This window comes from Citrifermentans bremense R1 (genome assembly GCF_000426865.1).
Lineage (GTDB): Bacteria > Desulfobacterota > Desulfuromonadia > Geobacterales > Geobacteraceae > Geomonas > Geomonas bremensis.
Genome location: NZ_AUGE01000012.1, coordinates 39,535 through 55,268, shown reverse-complemented (window position 1 = coordinate 55,268; position 15,734 = coordinate 39,535). Strand labels below are relative to the sequence as shown.

The 15,734-nt window shown below is 63.7% G+C and carries 16 protein-coding genes; 4 read left to right on the top strand and 12 right to left on the bottom strand.

Annotation, left to right across the window (positions count from 1 at the left end):
* Positions 1–83: 83 nt before the first annotated feature.
* The 10 genes from K419_RS0109375 to K419_RS0109330 form a co-directional block, all read right to left on the bottom strand.
* Positions 84–584: a c-type cytochrome gene (locus K419_RS0109375; protein WP_026841355.1), complete on the bottom strand. Its 501-nt coding sequence runs from the start codon at positions 582–584 to the stop codon at positions 84–86.
* A complete protein-coding gene (locus K419_RS0109370; protein WP_026841354.1) occupies positions 581–865 on the bottom strand; it encodes a hypothetical protein in 285 nt (94 codons plus the stop codon). The genes K419_RS0109375 and K419_RS0109370 overlap by 4 nt, the downstream gene beginning before the upstream one ends.
* An 8-nt stretch (positions 866–873) precedes the next feature.
* The gene (locus tag K419_RS0109365) at positions 874–1,152 is read right to left on the bottom strand and encodes a hypothetical protein (RefSeq protein WP_026841353.1); all 279 of its coding nucleotides are present in this window, start codon (positions 1,150–1,152) and stop codon (positions 874–876) included.
* A gap of 17 nt (positions 1,153–1,169) precedes the next feature.
* Positions 1,170–1,388 carry a cbb3-type cytochrome oxidase assembly protein gene (locus K419_RS0109360; protein ID WP_226377666.1) on the bottom strand — a complete coding sequence of 73 codons (219 nt, stop codon included), beginning with the start codon at positions 1,386–1,388 and terminating at the stop codon, positions 1,170–1,172.
* 126 nt (positions 1,389–1,514) lie between these two features.
* Complete coding sequence (locus K419_RS0109355) at positions 1,515–2,534, bottom strand: cbb3-type cytochrome c oxidase subunit II (RefSeq protein ID WP_026841351.1); 1,020 nt, start codon at positions 2,532–2,534, stop codon at positions 1,515–1,517.
* On the bottom strand, positions 2,531–3,922 hold the full coding sequence (locus K419_RS0109350; RefSeq protein WP_026841350.1) for a cbb3-type cytochrome c oxidase subunit I: 1,392 nt from the start codon (positions 3,920–3,922) through the stop codon (positions 2,531–2,533). The genes K419_RS0109355 and K419_RS0109350 overlap by 4 nt, the downstream gene beginning before the upstream one ends.
* 33 nt (positions 3,923–3,955) lie before the next feature.
* On the bottom strand, positions 3,956–4,507 hold the full coding sequence (locus K419_RS0109345) for a cytochrome c3 family protein (RefSeq protein ID WP_026841349.1): 552 nt from the start codon (positions 4,505–4,507) through the stop codon (positions 3,956–3,958).
* On the bottom strand, positions 4,504–5,580 hold the full coding sequence (locus K419_RS0109340) for a hypothetical protein (protein ID WP_026841348.1): 1,077 nt from the start codon (positions 5,578–5,580) through the stop codon (positions 4,504–4,506). The genes K419_RS0109345 and K419_RS0109340 overlap by 4 nt, the downstream gene beginning before the upstream one ends.
* Positions 5,567–7,441 (bottom strand): quinol:electron acceptor oxidoreductase subunit ActD, encoded by a 1,875-nt coding sequence (locus tag K419_RS0109335; RefSeq protein WP_026841347.1) that lies wholly within the window; start codon positions 7,439–7,441, stop codon positions 5,567–5,569. The genes K419_RS0109340 and K419_RS0109335 overlap by 14 nt, the downstream gene beginning before the upstream one ends.
* A complete protein-coding gene (locus K419_RS0109330) occupies positions 7,434–10,346 on the bottom strand; it encodes a 4Fe-4S dicluster domain-containing protein (protein WP_026841346.1) in 2,913 nt (970 codons plus the stop codon). Before K419_RS0109330 ends, K419_RS0109335 begins: the two co-directional genes overlap by 8 nt.
* Before the next feature lie 192 nt (positions 10,347–10,538).
* On the opposite strand from K419_RS0109330, the gene K419_RS0109325 reads away from it, so the two are divergent.
* The gene (locus K419_RS0109325) at positions 10,539–11,411 is read left to right on the top strand and encodes an ADP-polyphosphate phosphotransferase (RefSeq protein WP_026841345.1); all 873 of its coding nucleotides are present in this window, start codon (positions 10,539–10,541) and stop codon (positions 11,409–11,411) included.
* 64 nt (positions 11,412–11,475) lie between these two features.
* Here the strand turns inward: K419_RS0109325 and K419_RS23105 are convergent, their stop codons facing one another.
* Both K419_RS23105 and ligD read right to left on the bottom strand, forming a co-directional pair.
* On the bottom strand, positions 11,476–11,652 hold the full coding sequence (locus K419_RS23105) for a DUF1328 family protein (RefSeq protein ID WP_012528566.1): 177 nt from the start codon (positions 11,650–11,652) through the stop codon (positions 11,476–11,478).
* A 157-nt stretch (positions 11,653–11,809) separates the two neighbouring features.
* Entirely contained in the window at positions 11,810–14,431 is a 2,622-nt protein-coding gene (gene ligD, locus K419_RS0109315) for a DNA ligase D (protein ID WP_026841344.1), read from the bottom strand.
* Between the two features lie 235 nt (positions 14,432–14,666).
* Between ligD and K419_RS0109310 the strand changes: the two genes are divergently transcribed.
* From K419_RS0109310 to K419_RS0109300, 3 genes are all read left to right on the top strand, one after another.
* A complete protein-coding gene (locus K419_RS0109310; protein ID WP_012528568.1) occupies positions 14,667–14,846 on the top strand; it encodes a Rho termination factor N-terminal domain-containing protein in 180 nt (59 codons plus the stop codon).
* A 66-nt stretch (positions 14,847–14,912) separates the two neighbouring features.
* On the top strand, positions 14,913–15,095 hold the full coding sequence (locus tag K419_RS0109305) for a hypothetical protein (RefSeq protein ID WP_012528569.1): 183 nt from the start codon (positions 14,913–14,915) through the stop codon (positions 15,093–15,095).
* A gap of 62 nt (positions 15,096–15,157) precedes the next feature.
* The gene (locus K419_RS0109300) at positions 15,158–15,595 is read left to right on the top strand and encodes a ferritin-like domain-containing protein (protein ID WP_026841343.1); all 438 of its coding nucleotides are present in this window, start codon (positions 15,158–15,160) and stop codon (positions 15,593–15,595) included.
* Positions 15,596–15,734 lie beyond the last annotated feature (139 nt).

Sequence of the window (15,734 nt, the reverse complement as noted above, 5' to 3'; positions counted from 1 at the left end):
CCCTCCTCCCCCCAGCAGGGGAAAAATCCACTCGCCGTACGGGCGAGGGTGGCCAAAGGCCGGGTGAACGTTGTGCCGCAGAGCTAACGGGCTCGGGCGAGGGAGCGAACGAAAAGGGCCAGGTGAAAGCGCTGCTCCGGGGGAACCACCCGCTCCAGCACCGGCTCGTGCCCCGCCCCGGTGAGCATGGCCCGAAGCAATTCCCCGTCGCTGTATCCCGCTACTTTCGCTCCCCTCAGGTCGGCGGGTACCGGGATGTAGCTGTGCCCGACCGGCCCGTCTCCAGCGCCCCCCTCCCCATGGCAGAAGAGGCAGTAGTAGCTGTAGTAGATCCCGCCGCGTTCCAGGTTCTGCGGATTGGCGGGGAGCGGGTTTTTTACCAGCGCCAAAGCGGCGCCGGCGGGAATGCGAGAGGCGTCCGGTTGCGCGCTGACGGTCCCGGGAGGCGGCGGCGGGAGAACAGTCTGGAACTCGCGGAAGTGGTGCTGCACTGTCATCCTGGGTCCCTTGACCAGGAGGTAGCCGAAGACGACGGCGAAGATGAGCGGGGGGGCCACTATTATCAGCGCGATCAACTTCTTCATTTGCGCGCCCCCTTGGGGACGATGACAGGCAGCGGCATCGCCTCAGGGAGCGGCGCTATCTGCCGCCTGGGCAGCCGCTGCTTCTCCGGGGTAATGCTGGAATAGATCGATTCAGCCGGCGCGTCCGGGAGCTGCCCGAAGTCCCAGAACCGCGGTGCATCGGCGACAAGCAGGTAGACGATCCAGCCAAAGCCCATGATCATGGCGCTGAAGACCGTGAGGATGATCCATTCCCACGGGGAGGGCAGTTCCTGCTTCTCGTCGTATCGGGGAGTTTCCATGAGTCGCCTCACCAGTTGGGCGGAATCGCGTTGTTTCGGGTTATTTCGAAGATGGTGAAGGCCAGGCTCGCCAGGATGAGCAGGATGACGGTCCAGGGGACGAAGCTTTTAATCCAGGCGGTAAAGCTGCGGACGTCCTTGACCTTGATCCCTTCGCTCTCCGTCTCCGTGCCGCGCGGAACCCAAAGTGCCTGGTAGGTGAGGCACATAAGGAGCGTGAGGATGGCGCCTCCCAGAAGGGACAAGACGATCCACTGGTTCTGCAGCACGTACAGGTAGAGCATCATGGCAGTTCCCTCCGCCTTTACACCTCTTCCGGCCTTGTCTGCTTCCCTTTTGCCTGCGGCGCGGTTTCAGTTGGCGGCTCCAGGTCAGGGATCGCCGCATCCAATGCCAGGTAACGCGCGCGCTCCTGGTTGGAGAACTGCCCGGCGCGTATGGCCCAGAGGAAGAGTGTGCCGAGGGCGGTGCTCATCAGCAGCAGAAAGCCGATCCACAAGAACAGGAATGCGTTTCCTTCCATCGGGTTCACTTGCAGCTCCTTATTATCACCTTCGCTTCCACCTTCGCTGAAGCTACGCTCACTCCTCCCCCCGGAGGGGGGAGGTTGGGAGGGGGGAGCATCCGAAAGCCCCCTCCAGTCCCGGCATCACGGCACCGGCGCCGGCGGCGCCACGGGCAGGTCCGGCCTTTCCCTCCCCGGAGGTGGGTACCTGTTCTCCCACGCCCCCTCGAAGGAGGCGTCGATGCCGCGGGGTTCGGTGTTGGCGTCGGTGTGCCCCACGAAGGAGACGGCCAGATAGTTGGCCAGATCCCAGATCTTCTCGCTCTCCAGGTGCTTCTTGAAGTAGGGCATGGCGGTCCCGGTAATCCCGTTCATGATCTGGTAGTAGAAGATCCCCCCGATGTACCTGTTCTCGACCATGTGCCGGCGCAGCGTGGTGAAGTTCAGCGGAGGGGGGCTCAGAAAGGGCATCGCCGGGCCGTTGCCGTCGCCTACCGGCGAGTGGCAGTTGACGCAGAGCTGCTGGTAGATCCGCTTCCCCCGCTGCAGCGCGGCTTCCGTTGCCGGGTAGGGGTTAGGCATGCGTCGCCAGACCTCGGGGACCTGCGCGTGCAGCCACTCGATGTTGCGGTCGAACCCGCCGCTGTAGGCCTCCACCGCCTGCTTTTTCCACTCCCTCTGCCGCGCCTGGCGCAGGTCCGCATGCTTTCCCCCCTGCGATTGGACGTAGGCGGTCAAGGCCGTTATCTCGCTCTCGGTCAGAAAATCCCACGAGGGCATGAGCGAAATGGGACTGGTGAAGCGGGGGTTGGTGAAATGGGCGATGTTCCAGTCGTCGCTGTGCTCCCCCCCCTCCTGCGAGAGGTCCGGGCCGGTTCTCTCTGAGCCAAGGATGGCGGGCTCGACGCCGACATAGTCGCCCGCCTTGGCGATCCGCTCGGCGCCTATGTCCCAGTCGTTCACCCTGATGAAGAGGGAATGGCAGTAGCTGCAGCCGTTTTTGACGTAGAGCCTGTGGCCGGCCTTTTCCAGCGGGGTGAGCGGGCGCCAGATCTCGGAAGGGGTTTCCTTCATGGTGAGGGAGGGTATCCCCACGATGATGAAGGCGGAGGCCCAGAAGACCATCAGCGCACCGACGATGAGGACGGCAGGGGTCATCTTCATGCCGCATCCTCCGCGCGCTTAAGCTGCGCCCCCTCTTGCTCCTCGCCGCGGCGTAAGGACATGAGCAGGTTGTAGAGCCCGACCAGCGAGGCGGTGAAAATGAAGACCCCGAGGGCTGCGCGCGACGCCATGAAGGGGACCAGTTGGGGGAGCACCCGGAGCACGGTCTCCCCGTTGTGCCAGGCGGTCCCCTGCACCAGCCCCGCCGCGGTCAGCACCAGGAAAAACCCGGTGAGGCCGAAGGTGACCAGGCCGAACTGCAGCGAGACCAGCTTCTTCGAGTAGAGCTCGCGCCCGGTGATGAGGGGGACGATGTGCCACATCGCCCCGAGAGCTATGTAGCCGCCGAAGCCGAGCATGGCAATGTGGGCGTGCCCTACGGTCCAATTGTTGAAGTGGGTCACCCGCTGCAGGAAGGGGAGCGACTGCAAGGGGCCCTGGATGCAGGTGACGATGTACCAGACGACACCCCCCATGACGAGCCTGGCCGCCGGGTCCCCCCAGATGCGCCGCCCGAAGTTGCGGGCCGTCATCCAGAGGTTGATGACGACGATGGAGACGGGAAGGACCATGGCGATGGAGTCCACGACGGAGACGGTCTTAAGCCAGTTGGGGATCGGGGACTGCAGCACGTGGTGCCCCCCTATGTGCGAGTAGAGCGCGATCAAGAGCCAGAAGCCCAATAGCGACAGGGTGTGCGAGTTGAGCGGCGTCCTTGCCACCCGGGGAATGACGAAATAGGCGGCCCCGGTGGCGAGCGGGGTGATCAGGAGCCCGGGGAGGTTGTGCCCCCAGAACCAGAGGAAGATGGAATCGATCAGCCCCGGCATGGCCCCGGTCGCCGGGTGCCACATCACGTTCCCCAGAGGGTAGTTGCTGGCGGTCCAGAGGAAGGTGGCCATGAAGTACCAGATCGAGACGTAGATCTGCTCTTCCTGGCGGTTGGCGATGGTGAGCGCGCTGTTGACGATGAGGCAGACCACGGCGATCACCAGCGAGACGTCGGCGAGCCAGACGTACTCGTTGTACTCGCGCCCCTGGGTGATCCCGAAGGCGAACCCCACGGGGCCGCTCAGGACGGTCAGGTTCCAGAAGAAGAAGGCGGCCCAGGCGAGCGGCTCGGACCAAAGCCGGGTCCGCAACAGGGCCGGGAGGTAGTACAGGCCGCACCCCACCAGCATGGGCCCGACGAAGCCGTAAAGCATGGTGTTGACGTGGACCGGCCGCTCGCGCCCGAAGACCAGCGCGCCCACGTGCGGCAGGAACTCGGGGGCGACCAGGTGTATGGCGGACATGAAGCCGTAGACGGCGCCGACGACGAACCAGACCGAACCGGACACCATGAAGGCGAGAGCTGCGCTTTGCGGTTTGGAGGCGAATTTGAACATGCTTTGCCTGGCTCCTCTCTTCCCGAGATGGGACTACCTGTGGCAAGTGAAGCAGTCGTGCGTCGCGCGGTTGTAGCGGTGGCACTGGATGCAGAAACCCATCTGGAATTTGCGCGCTTTCGAGACCCGGTCCATACGGGAGACGTCCCCGTGGCAGTGGCCGCAGTCGATGCCGCGCTGGATGTGCATCGAGTGGTCGAAGTAGACGAACTCGGGGAGCCAGTTCACCCGCGCCCAGATCACCGGCTGGTTCGACGCCGCCAGAGCCCGCAGCTTGGCGATGTAGGGATAGGTCCTGATGATGCGCGAGTGGCAGAGGATGCAGGTCTGAAGCGGCGGTATCCCCGCGCGCGACGAGCGGTGAGCCTCGCTGTGGCACATGAAGCAGCTGATCCTCTTCACCCCGGCGTGCACCCGGTGGCTGAAGGGGATCGGCTGGCGCGGCCCCAGCCCGACCGGGTAGAGCTGGTCCAGGTAGACGAGGGCCGCGAAAAAGGAGAGGAGCACCACGAAAGCCGCGGCCACCGCCGCCCAAAGGGGCGTCTTCCATTTCTTCATGTTCTTGTCTTCGGAGGCGGGGCTCATGGTTTATCCCCGTCCGCCGCATCCGGCGGCAGGTGGCGCGGACTGATCAGCATCCCCAGCCCGAGGAGTCCGGTGCACCCGAGGGCGAGCGAGAGCTCGCTCAGGCCGAGCCTCGCCAGCGGGTCGAAGGTCGGCGCCACCAGCCACCAGCGCTCCAGCCACATCCCTGCCACGACCAGGAGGGCCACCGCGCCCAGCGTGAAGCGGTTTTCCTTGAAGCGGGCGGGAAGGAGCAGCACCAGCGGACCGAAGTAGACGGTGCAAAGGAGTGCGACGCTCACCGGGGACCAGTTTTCGTTGTGCATGCGCGGCACCAGGAACCGGATCTCCGGGGGGAGGTTCTCGTACCAGAAGGGGAGCAGATGCGCATACATGAGGTAGGTGGTCATCAGGCTGAAGGCGAGCACCAGGTTGCCCAGGTCGTGCAGCTGCTTGGGCTTCGCCCCCCCCTTCAGGCAGGCGATGAGGGCCCAGGCGCTGATGCCGATGTAGAGCCCGGACATGAAGAAGTAGCCTCCGGCCAGGTTGCTGCGAAAGTGGGGATCGAGCGCCATCACCAGGTCGAAGCCTAAGAGGGAGAAAACCAGGGAGTAGACCACCAGCAGGATGCCCCCCGAGCGCCTGCCGCTTCCTTTGCGCCGCCGGGCCAGATGGAAGGCGGCCGAGCCCCAGAACAACAGGAGCGCCGCCAGGTCGCGTGCGAAGAGGAAGCTGTTGCTCAGCCAGATCCCCTGGTGGAAGTTCACCCGGTACCAAGGCGCCCAGGCGCCGCTCCCCCCCCAGAGGAGGAGAAGGGCGAGAAGGGAGGGGAGGGCGAAGGCTATGGCGGCGCTGGCAAGCCGCTCCACTCCCAGCTGCCACTTACCGTTGCAGGCCCTTACCAGCGCCGGCCAGACCACGAGCCCGGCGGAAAGCGAGCTGAAGAAGAGGAAGTTGACCAGGAGCGAGCGCCAGGCCCGGGCGGGGTCCTCCCCCCTAAGCAGGAGCGCCCAGAGCGCGATCCCGGCGACGGCGGCGACGCCCCAGCCGATGCCCCAGCTCTTCGAGCTATGTCCGCGGTCACTTGTGGACATGGATTTCCTCCGGGAGGGCTGGGGCCAGCAGCTCTTTCAACCGGTCCACCTCGCCTGCCTTGCAGCTCACCAGGAGCCCGAAGCGGTCGCGGCTGAAGCGGGGGTCGTAATAGGGGGCGGTTTTGAACCGGAACAGGCGGGAAAAAAGCGCGAGCCCCAGGAGATTGGCCAGGCACCCAAGGAGGATGGTCCCTTCGAAGGCAACCACGCAGAAGGGGACCCAGGAGAGGGGAGGCTTGCCCCCCACGATGAGCCGGTTCACCAGCGCCGTCCCCCCGGCGAGCCAGAAGCCGCCGACAAGGCCGCTCACGGCGCCCGCGAGGGTGAAGAGGCGGACCGGGCTCTTGCGCTTTTTGAGCACGTGGTCGAGCGCCTCGATCTTCACCGGCGAGAAGCTCTCCATCACCTGGAACCCTCCGTCGCAGGAGAGCTTCGCCGCTTCCACCAGGCGCCCGGCATTGGAGAAGAGCGCCAGGATGCTCGGCCTGTGAGTGGCGATCCTCTCCCGCACCCGGCTGTCGCAGCTTCCCACCGGCTTGATCTCCTCGTCGGCCACCTTCTCCTTCAGTTCGCTCAGAGGGACCGTGGGGAGCGTCTTGGTGAAGCCCAGGAAGAAGAGGAAGAAGAAGCCGAAGGAGCCGGCGGTGATCATCAATTCGACCCAGGTGGGCGCATAGCCGCCGAAGTTGTGCGGGAGGAAGTCGTGCGCCTGCGAGGTGTAGATGATCATCAGCCTCTCGAACCACATCCCCAGGTTGATGAGGAGCGAGATGACGAAGAGGGGGACGAGGCTCGTCCGCATCTTCTTGAAGAGGAAGAGCCAGGGGACGAAGACGTTGCAGACGACGCAGAGCCAGTACATCCATGCCGGCGGGCCGAAGGCGCGCCAGAGGTGGTTCTGCCACTCGATGGGGTCCTCGCCGTACCAGGCGATGAAGGCCTCGACGGCGTAGGCGTACCCGACGATGGTCGCGGTGAGGATGATGGTCTTCGCCAGCATCTCGAAGTGGCGCATCTCGATCAGGCGCTCCAGGCGCAGGTACCTGCGCATCGGGATCAGCAGGGTGATCACCATGGCGAGCCCGGAGTGGATAGCGCCGGCGACGAAGTAGGGGGGGAAGATGGCGCTGTGCCACCCGGGGAGAAGGCTCATGGCGAAGTCCCAGGAAACGACCGAGTGCACCGAGACCACGAGCGGCGTGGCGAAGGCGGCGAAGAAGAGGTAGGAGCGCCCGTAATGGTGCCACTGGCTCCCGGTGCCTGACCAGCCCAGCGACAGCGCGCGGTAGAGCCGGGTGCGCCAGTGCCTGGGGCCCAGCTGCTCCTGGTGCAGGTCGCGCGCTGCGGCAAGGTCGGGGATCATACCGACGAACCAGAATATGGAGCTCACCGTGAGGTAGGTGGTGACGGCAAGGACGTCCCAGACCAGGGGGCTCACGAAGTTGGGCCAGATCTGGCGCTGCGAGGGGTAGGGGACGATGTAGTAGGCGGCCCAAAGCCTCCCCAGGTGGATGAGCGGGAAGAGCCCCGCGGTCAGGACCGCGAAGATGGTCATCGCCTCGGCGGAGCGCGAGACGGCGTCGCGCCAGTCGGCGCGCATCAGGTAGAGGATGGCGGAGATCAGGGTCCCGGAGTGGGCGATCCCGACCCAGAAGACGAAGTTGGTGATGTAGACGGCCCAGCCGACGGGGCGGTTCAGCCCGGTCACCCCCATCCCCGCCTGGGTCTGGTACATGAGCGAGAGCGCCGCGAGCCCCACCACCCCCGCGAGCGCGGCGGCGACGAGGAAGAAGGGGAGCGCCGGCTTCTTCAGCGCGCGCAGGACATCGTCGTTTATCTCGCCGTAGCCTAAGTCAGCCAAGCTCCACCTCCACCCTGCGCAGGAAAGTCACCGCAGGTTTGGTGTGCAGCTCGTGCAGCAGCTGGTAGCGCCGCGGCTCGGTAGCGGCGAGCCTGGAGACGCGCGAGTTGGGGTCCAAAAGGTCGCCGAAGGTGAAGACGCCGGTGGGGCAGGTCTGGGCGCAAGCGGGGACGACCTCCCCATCCCGAAGCTGGCGCCTCTCCCGCGAGGCGCGGTACTCCGCCTGGCGGATGCGCTGTACGCAGAAGGTGCATTTCTCCATGACGCCGCGCGTCCTGACCGTGACCTCCGGGTTCAGCTGCAGGTCGAGAGGCTTGCGCCATTCAACGTTGAGCCAGTTGAACCGGCGCACCTTGTAGGGGCAGTTGTTGGAACAGTAGCGGGTGCCGATGCAGCGGTTGTAGATCTGGGCGTTCAGCCCTTCTTCGTTGTGGACCGCGGCGAAGACCGGGCAGACCGGTTCGCAGGGGGCGGCGTCGCAGTGCTGGCAGTGCAGGGGGAGCCAGGCGTAACGAAGCCGGTCCCCGGGCATCCGGTAGGGGGGGACCCTGAGCCAGGCCATCTCGCGCCCACCCCTGACCATTTCCTTGCCGATCACCGGGATGTTGTTCTCGGCGTAGCAGGCGACGGCGCAGGCCCCGCAGCCGATGCAGCGCTGCAGGTCGATCGCCATCCCCCAGCGGTGCTTCTTGTGCTCGTGCGCCGGGTACATGTCTTCCTCGGGGCGGTGCCCCTTGGAGAGGGGAAGGTCGAGGCGGTCCCCCTCCCCCGGCTTCATGACGCGCAGCTCCGACACCGGCACCGCCTGCAGCAGCTCGCGATGCAGCTGGTTTCGGCTCGGGGCGGTGGCGGTCATGCGGTCGCCGGCGCCGCCGGGAACCTTGGCGATGCGGCAGGGGGCGAAGGTCGAGCCGCTGTTCACCCCCCCAAGGAGCACGAAGGCGTTGGCCCCGATCCCCTTGGCGTTTTTCCCCAGCGCCGTGTGCCCCTGTCCCAGCCCTACGGCCACCGTCTGCAGGCCGACCTCCTCGGTGATCCGGGCGGGGGCGCGCAGGGAGCCGGTGGCAGTGGAGATCTGGACCATCTCCCCCTCCTCTATGCCGAGTGCTTCGGCCTGGCGGGGGTTCATGTCCACCCAGTTGCCCCAGACCACGAAGGAGACCGGGTCGGGCGCTTCCTGGAGCCAGCCGCGGTTGGCGAGGCGGCCGTCGTAGAGCATGATGGAAGGCCAGACCCAGAGCTCGGCCTGGGCGGGCTTGGGAAGTGGCGTCACCCCCGCCGCCGCGAAGCGGAGCCCGCCCTTTGCCTGCAGCGCGGGTGGCGCAGCCGGGGACTTCGGGCGGGTATTCCAGTCTCCCCCCGTTCTGAGCGCCCCGGCCCAGGCTGCTTCCCCCCCCGGAGCGCTCCACCCGGCTTTGAGCCAGGAGGCGAAGTCGGCGGGTGGCTCGGCGCTCCCCTTACGGGAAAGGGGGCGCCGAGCCAGACCGGCCATCTTGAGGAAGAGATCCCCCGCGCTGCGGGTGTCGTGGATGCGTCCCATTCCGGGTTGCATCAGGCCGCGGACCCCCGGTTCGGGTTCATATTCCCCCCACGACTCCAGCGGGGAATCGATGGGGAGGACCCAGTCGGCCATTTGCGCCGTCTCATCCGGCATGGTTCCCAGGTAGACCACGGTTCCGGCGCGGCGCAGTTGCGCGGCCGCTCCGTTTCGGCTGTAGGCGGGATTGGTGTCGTGCACGAACAGGACGTCGTTGGCCCCGAGCGACCCGAGCAGGGCGGCAAGTTCCGCTTCGCGCGCGGTGCGGCTCAAGGCGTGCGGGCGGGAAAAATCCACGGTCTTCCCGACGGCTCCGACGGCGTAGTTTAAAAGCGCTGCGCAGAGGGCCGTGTCGGACGCCACCGCTCCCTTGGCTGCCGAGGGGCCGGCGAGCGCCAGCGGGGCACGGGCGTTGGCGAACGACTGCGCCACCTGCAAGAGCGTCGCCTCGGGTATGGCGGGAACCTGACCCGCTCCCTTCAGCATGCCGTCGAGCGCCCCCCTGAACGGGGTGAGGTCGTTTTTCTGCCAGCCGCGCTCGATGACGAGCTTCAATAGCGTCGCGGCCACCAGCCGTTCCTGCCCGGGAGGGACCTGGATGAAGCTGTCGGCGTTGGAGGCGGTCATGGAAAGCCTGGGCCCGACGTAGACCATGCGGTTCTGCGCGTCGTCCTGCCGGAAGCCGTGCATGTCGGCGAACTGGCGCGCGTAGGAAACCGGCGACACCCAGGTTTCCAGGAAGTCGGCGGCGAAGCTCAGGATGTAGTCGCTATTTTCCAGGTCGTGGTGCGGCACCACCGGCAGGCCGAAGAGCTCTTGGTGCGCGGCCCGCATCGGTTCGTAGTTGAACGCTTCGTGGAAGAGGAGTTTCCCGCGGAAAGCGGAGGCGAAGCCGGTCATCACCTCGGCCAGCGCGCCGGTCTGGAGGCTGGAAAGGATGACGGCGCGCCCGCCGGAGATAAGGCGCGTGGAGATGGCGGAGAGGGCGTCCTGCCAGTTGCTCGGCCGGGAGGCGCCACCGCTGCGGTAAAGGACCTGCCGGAGGCGGTCCGGGTCGTAGAGCCCCTGCGGCGCCGACTGCCCCCGCGGGCAGAGGGCGCCCCGGTTCACCGGATGTGCCGGATTCCCCTCCGCCTTGGTCACCCTTCCGTCGCGATGGGAGAGGTGCATGCCGCATCCGGCCGGGCATTCGCGGCAGGTAGTGGCGAAGACGGTCCAGGAACCCGGACGGATGTTCTCCGGGGGAATCACCTTGGGGATCAGCTTGTTGACCAGCTTGTTGACCAGCTTTCGGGGCGGCTCGGTGACCAGCGCGATGCTGCTCCCTCCGGTCACCCACAAAAAGGTCCGTCTCGACATATCTGACATGGTGCAACCCCGTGATTCAAACAAATCCATAGCAGCAGCTTCAATAAAAGAGATATTAAGCAAAGGTTAATTTGATTTATCAGATTAGAGATTGTTAGTCAAGAACGTGAAACTCACCAGACGAGACAGCTTGCGTTGACGCAGCCATAAATTGCGCTAGCCTGAAGCTCTATGAGTGGAAAGGAGCGAGCTATGAAGATAGACGTGGAGCAGTTCGAGGTTAAGGCAAAGGAGAAGGTGTCACTGAAGAAGCGGCCGACCGATGTGGCCCCTTTTTATCACTCGAAGGAACAGTACCAGGAGTGTCTCACCGAACAGATCGAGAGGTTGAGCGCCCTGCAGGGGCTTCTCTATGCCAATAACAACTATGCCGTGCTCTTGATCTTCCAGGCCATGGACGCCGCAGGCAAGGATGGTGTCATTAAGCATGTGCTTTCGGGGATCAACCCGCAGGGGTGCGAGGTCTACTCCTTCAAGCATCCCAGCGCCGAAGAACTGGACCACGACTTCCTGTGGCGCAGCGTGCGCCGGCTCCCGGAACGGGGGCGCATCGGGATCTTCAACCGCTCCTATTACGAGGAGGTGCTGATAGTTCGGGTGCACCCGGAGATCCTGGCGGGGGAAGGGCTTCCGGGGCAGTTGGTCAACGGCCATGTATGGCGGGACCGCTTCGAGTCCATCGTGAACCTGGAGGAGCATCTGCACAGAAACGGCACCCGCATCGTCAAGTTCTTCCTGCACATCTCCAAGGAAGAGCAGCGCAAGCGCTTCATCGAGCGGATCGACAACCCGGAGAAGAATTGGAAGTTCGACAAGGCAGACGTGGAAGAGCGAAAGCTCTGGAAGCAGTACATGGAGGCGTACCAGGATTGCCTGGAGGCAACCAGCCGCAAAAACGCCCCGTGGTACATCGTCCCTGCGGACGACAAGAAGAACGCGCGCCTGATCGTCGCCCAGGTACTGCTGAACCTGCTGGAGGAATTGAAGATGGAATATCCGGATACCTCGGAGGAGCGCCGCAAGGAACTGCAGGAGATACGGAAGGAATTGGCTAAGCCGGAATAGCGGAAAGCGGGCATGAAAAAGGCGGCTTGCGCCGCCTGATTCGAAAGCTGCATGGCAACTGTACCTAACGTGTGATGTTCCGGCCCGCGAGTAGAGCCGATACCAGCATGACGACTGCGACCACCAGGAAGAGGTAGAACAGGATCTTGGCTATCCCGGCCGCTGCTGTGGCGATACCGCCGAATCCGAATACTGCGGCGATAATTGCGATAATGAAGAAAATGAGGGCCCAACGTAACATGACATCTCACCTCCCTGTACTTTCATTAACTTCTCTAAACAAAGTATAGCATGGGCAGAAAACGGTTTAACAGCTTGTAATTTTCCAATTTTCGGAGGTTGGAAAGCGGCAGGGCGCGGACACATGAGCGCTGTCTGCTCCTCGTTTTCAGCCAAAGCTACCCGTTTTGCAGCCGCTCCAGGCACCGTTCCATGTCGATACCGGGACCGAGGACGCCTTGGAACAGGTCACCTACCTGCTCCAGCCGTATCCCGATGGTGTTGATGGTGAACTGGCGCGGGTCGAGACCCGGCTTCACCTCCTCCCAGCGAAGCGGCGCCGAAACGGTCGCCCCGGGGCGGGGGCGGATGCTGTAGGGGGCGGCGAGGGTCTGGCCGGGCTTGTTCTGCAGGAAGTCGAGGTACACCTTTTTCTGGCGCTGCTTAGGGCTGCGCAAGAGGCTGGTGAAGCCGGGGACCTTGTGGTGCGCGAGGGTCGCCACCAGCTTCGCGAATCCCCCCGCCGTTTCGTAGTCATAGCGTGCTCCGAGCGGGACGTAGATGTGGATGCCGGTGGCGCCGGAGGTCTTCGGGAAACTGGCCGCGCCCGCGATCTCCAAAACCTCGTGTACGGCGAGCGCCGTTTCGATCACCTTCTCGAAGGAGATGTCCTCGGGGTCCAGGTCGATCACCAGGTAATCGGGATAGTCCAGCTGCTGCAGCCGCGACAGCCATGGGTTGATCTCGATGCAGCCCAGGTTGGCCATGTAGATGAGCGTCGCCTCATTCTGGCAGACGAGGAACTTGATGTTCTTGTCGACGTGTTTGGAATAGATCTCGCGGGCGGTGATCCAGGGGGGGATCAGGTCGCCCGTCTCCTTCTGGTAAAAACCTCCTTCGGCGATGCCGTGCGGCGTACGGTACATCGACTCCGGGCGGTCCATGAGGTACGGGAGTATCACCCGTGCCATCTTGCGGTAGTAGTCGATGACGTCCCCCTTGGTGTATCCCTCCTCCGGCCAGAAGACCTTGTCCAGGTTGGTCAGGGTGAGCCGCTGCCCGTCGATGACGAGATTTACCTCCCCTTTCTTCGCGCCCCCCTTCTTCACGAAAGGCTTGGCTGTGGCAACCGTCTCCTCTGCAGGCACCTTTTCCCCTGCCGCAGGCTCGCCAACATCCTCCTCTTGATCCGTCTGCGCATGGTGCACGGGGGGCTGGACCTCCCCGGGAAAGATCTCCCGCTGCACGGATCGGGGGTCCTTGTCCTCCCGAAGCCCAAGGAAGATGGGCTGGCGCATGACGTTCTCGTCGGTCCACTCGGCGAATTCGACCTCGCAGACCAGCACTGGTTTGGTCCAGGTAACCGGCATGCTGGTCTTCACCTGCTGCCGGAAAGGGGACTCCGGCTGGATCAGCGGTTGCAGCGCAGCGTACATCTCCTTCAACCCCGCATCGTCGAACCCCCCTCCGGTAAGTCCGATGTAGACCAGCTCGCCATTTTCGTAGACCCCCAGCACAAGAGAGCCCAATCCTTTCCTGCTCCCCCGGGGCTGGGTGAACCCGCAGATCACCGCCTCCTGCTGCAGCCGTATCTTAATCTTCAGCCAGTCGCCGCTTCTTCTTCCCGCAAAATACCGGCTGTCGGCCCTTTTGGCGAGGATCCCCTCCAGGTTGTTCTCGCGGGCAAGCTCGAAGAACTCTTTGCCGTACTCCCTGATATGGTCGCTGAAGCGGACCCAGGGGAGTTCGGGGAGCAGGTTGCGAAGCCTCTCCTTGCGTGCCTCGAGCGGTTCGGCGCGCAGGTCCTCGCCGTCTAGGTAGAGGAGGTCGAAGGCGTAGTAGATGTTCTTCTCCCCGGTGCGCAGGCTGTTCTGCAAGAGCTGGAAGGAAGACCTCCCCTTGGCGTCGAGGGCTACCACCTCACCGTCCAGCACTGCCGTGACCGGCAGGGAAGCAAGTGACCGGACGATGGCGGGGAAGCGCTTGTTGAAGGAGAGGTTGTTGCGCGAGTAAAGGAGGGCCCCGCCGTTCTCTACCTCGGCGATGGCGCGGTAGCCGTCGAGTTTTATCTCGAAGAGCCAGTCGGGATCGTCGAAGGGCTCGGCCGCGGAGTTGGCCAGCATCGGTGTAATGCGGTGCGGCATCGGAGCAACTGGTCCGGCAGGCCCGACAGGGGCCGCGGCTTTTGCCATGGTTGCCTGGGTCGGCACCGATGCCTGTGGCTTCCTCCCCGTCTTTAGCTCCTCGATGGTGACGTCACTGACCACCGAACGGTCCTGCAACGTCACGTCCTCGGCCGAGGCATACCGGTCGTTTTTCTTGATCAAAAGCCAGGTGTTCTCCTTGTCCCCCTTGATACGCACCAGGGCATATTCCCCGTTCAGTTTCCGGCCGGAGAGCACGAACTTCAGGTCTCCCTTTTTCAGCCCCTCGCGCAGCAGCCGTATGCCCTGCTCCGGATCGGCCGCCCCCGGGGCCTCATAGCTCCCGGTGTCCCAGACGATCACCTCGCCTGCCCCGTAATTCCCCTTGGGAATCACCCCCTCGAAGTCGCCGTAGTCGTAGGGGTGGTCCTCAACCATCATGGCGAGCCTTTTTACCGAGGGATCCAGCGAGGGGCCCTTGGGGATGGCCCAGCTTTTCAGAACTCCGTCGAGCTCGAGCCTGAAGTCGTAATGCAGATGAGAGGCCGCGTGTTTATGCACCACGAACCGTAAAGATCTCTCCGACTTCCCCTCGCTGGCCGGCGGCTCCGGCGTCCTCCCCGGATTCCTTTTGCGCTGATACTCTTCCAGTCCCATGAGAACCTCCCCTTTTCAAGGTCATGAGTTTATCACATCGCCAGATCGGCTTTAGATGGGCTTGTCTGAATTGACAAAGCAAGGACCGCGGCTAGATTGTTAGACGTTGCAAATCCTGGGCCCTGTTTCCCCTCTGCCGACCCAACGAGGAGGAGGCGCTGGAACCGGATTCGGAACACGGCTTAAAGCCGAAAAAACAAAGCCCCCGAGCGGGCGCAGGAAAGGAGAAAGAGGCATGAGAGTCCAGGATATCCGGGAGATAGCCCAGAGGATGGCGATCCCCACATCAAAACTGAAGAAAGGCGAATTGATCAGGGTGATACAAAGAACCGAGGGTAATCGGCAGTGTTTCGATTCGGGGCAGTCGGGGCAGTGCGGCCAGCGGGAATGCCTGTGGGCCGATGACTGTAACTAGGGCGACCGCCGCGGCAAACGCCGCCGGCGGCAGTGATGACGCGAGGCAGATGGAGGAGGCGCCGAGATGGACTTTGACTACACGGAGTACGAATACCTTCCCGAGTGCAAGGACGGATGCGGCGCCATCACCGACTGGCTGAACAGCAGGGAAATGGCACGCGAGGTGGGTGAGAACCATGGCAGGCAGACCGGCCACGAGTGGATCGTGCTGGAGAAGATGAGAGAGGAGCAGCCGCTCCGAAAATGAAACGTCCTACCCGGCGCCATCGGTGCCAGGGATAACAGGGAGAACCAACCCGGAGGTACCGAATGAACAGAGACGACATACTCAACCACTTGGGAAAACTGATACAGCTCGACGTGGATGCCACCCATGTCTACGACCAGGCGATCAGGAACGTGAACGAGGTGGTCATCAAGGACAAGCTGATCCAGTTCCAGGCCGACCACAGAAAGCACATCGACCTACTCTCAGCGAAAATGCTGGAGTTGGGTGGCACCCCGCCTGAACTCACCTCCGACTTCAAAGGCTTCCTGATCTCGGGCTTCACCGCCCTGCGCAGCCTCACCGGTTCGAAAGGAGCCCTTGAAGCTATGGAGACCAACGAGCGCCTGACCACCAGCCGCTACGAGGAAGCCTCAAAGCTCGACTTCCCGGTGGACATCTCCGCCATCGTCCGCTCCAACTACGCCGACGAACAACGCCACCTCTCGTTCATCCGCGAGGCGATACCGACGCTTAAATAGTCAGAGGGAATTGACCAACCCAGGCAGGCTTGGCGTTTGCCTCGAAGAGGGCCCGGATCAGCTACGATTCCGGGCTCTTTTTGTTAATGAGAGAGCTGCGCAGCGTTTTCTACTAAAACGCAACCCCGCCATTGACGGG

Coding starts and splice junctions, on each gene's coding strand:
- K419_RS0109375 (WP_026841355.1), bottom strand. CDS start 584: ATGAAGAAGTTGATCGCGCTGATAATAGTGGCCCCCCCGCTCATCTTC.
- K419_RS0109370 (WP_026841354.1), bottom strand. CDS start 865: ATGGAAACTCCCCGATACGACGAGAAGCAGGAACTGCCCTCCCCGTGG.
- K419_RS0109365 (WP_026841353.1), bottom strand. CDS start 1,152: ATGATGCTCTACCTGTACGTGCTGCAGAACCAGTGGATCGTCTTGTCC.
- K419_RS0109360 (WP_226377666.1), bottom strand. CDS start 1,388: ATGGAAGGAAACGCATTCCTGTTCTTGTGGATCGGCTTTCTGCTGCTG.
- K419_RS0109355 (WP_026841351.1), bottom strand. CDS start 2,534: ATGAAGATGACCCCTGCCGTCCTCATCGTCGGTGCGCTGATGGTCTTC.
- K419_RS0109350 (WP_026841350.1), bottom strand. CDS start 3,922: ATGTTCAAATTCGCCTCCAAACCGCAAAGCGCAGCTCTCGCCTTCATG.
- K419_RS0109345 (WP_026841349.1), bottom strand. CDS start 4,507: ATGAGCCCCGCCTCCGAAGACAAGAACATGAAGAAATGGAAGACGCCC.
- K419_RS0109340 (WP_026841348.1), bottom strand. CDS start 5,580: ATGTCCACAAGTGACCGCGGACATAGCTCGAAGAGCTGGGGCATCGGC.
- K419_RS0109330 (WP_026841346.1), bottom strand. CDS start 10,346: ATGTCAGATATGTCGAGACGGACCTTTTTGTGGGTGACCGGAGGGAGC.
- K419_RS0109325 (WP_026841345.1), top strand. CDS start 10,539: ATGAAGATAGACGTGGAGCAGTTCGAGGTTAAGGCAAAGGAGAAGGTG.
- K419_RS23105 (WP_012528566.1), bottom strand. CDS start 11,652: ATGTTACGTTGGGCCCTCATTTTCTTCATTATCGCAATTATCGCCGCA.
- ligD (WP_026841344.1), bottom strand. CDS start 14,431: ATGGGACTGGAAGAGTATCAGCGCAAAAGGAATCCGGGGAGGACGCCG.
- K419_RS0109310 (WP_012528568.1), top strand. CDS start 14,667: ATGAGAGTCCAGGATATCCGGGAGATAGCCCAGAGGATGGCGATCCCC.
- K419_RS0109305 (WP_012528569.1), top strand. CDS start 14,913: ATGGACTTTGACTACACGGAGTACGAATACCTTCCCGAGTGCAAGGAC.
- K419_RS0109300 (WP_026841343.1), top strand. CDS start 15,158: ATGAACAGAGACGACATACTCAACCACTTGGGAAAACTGATACAGCTC.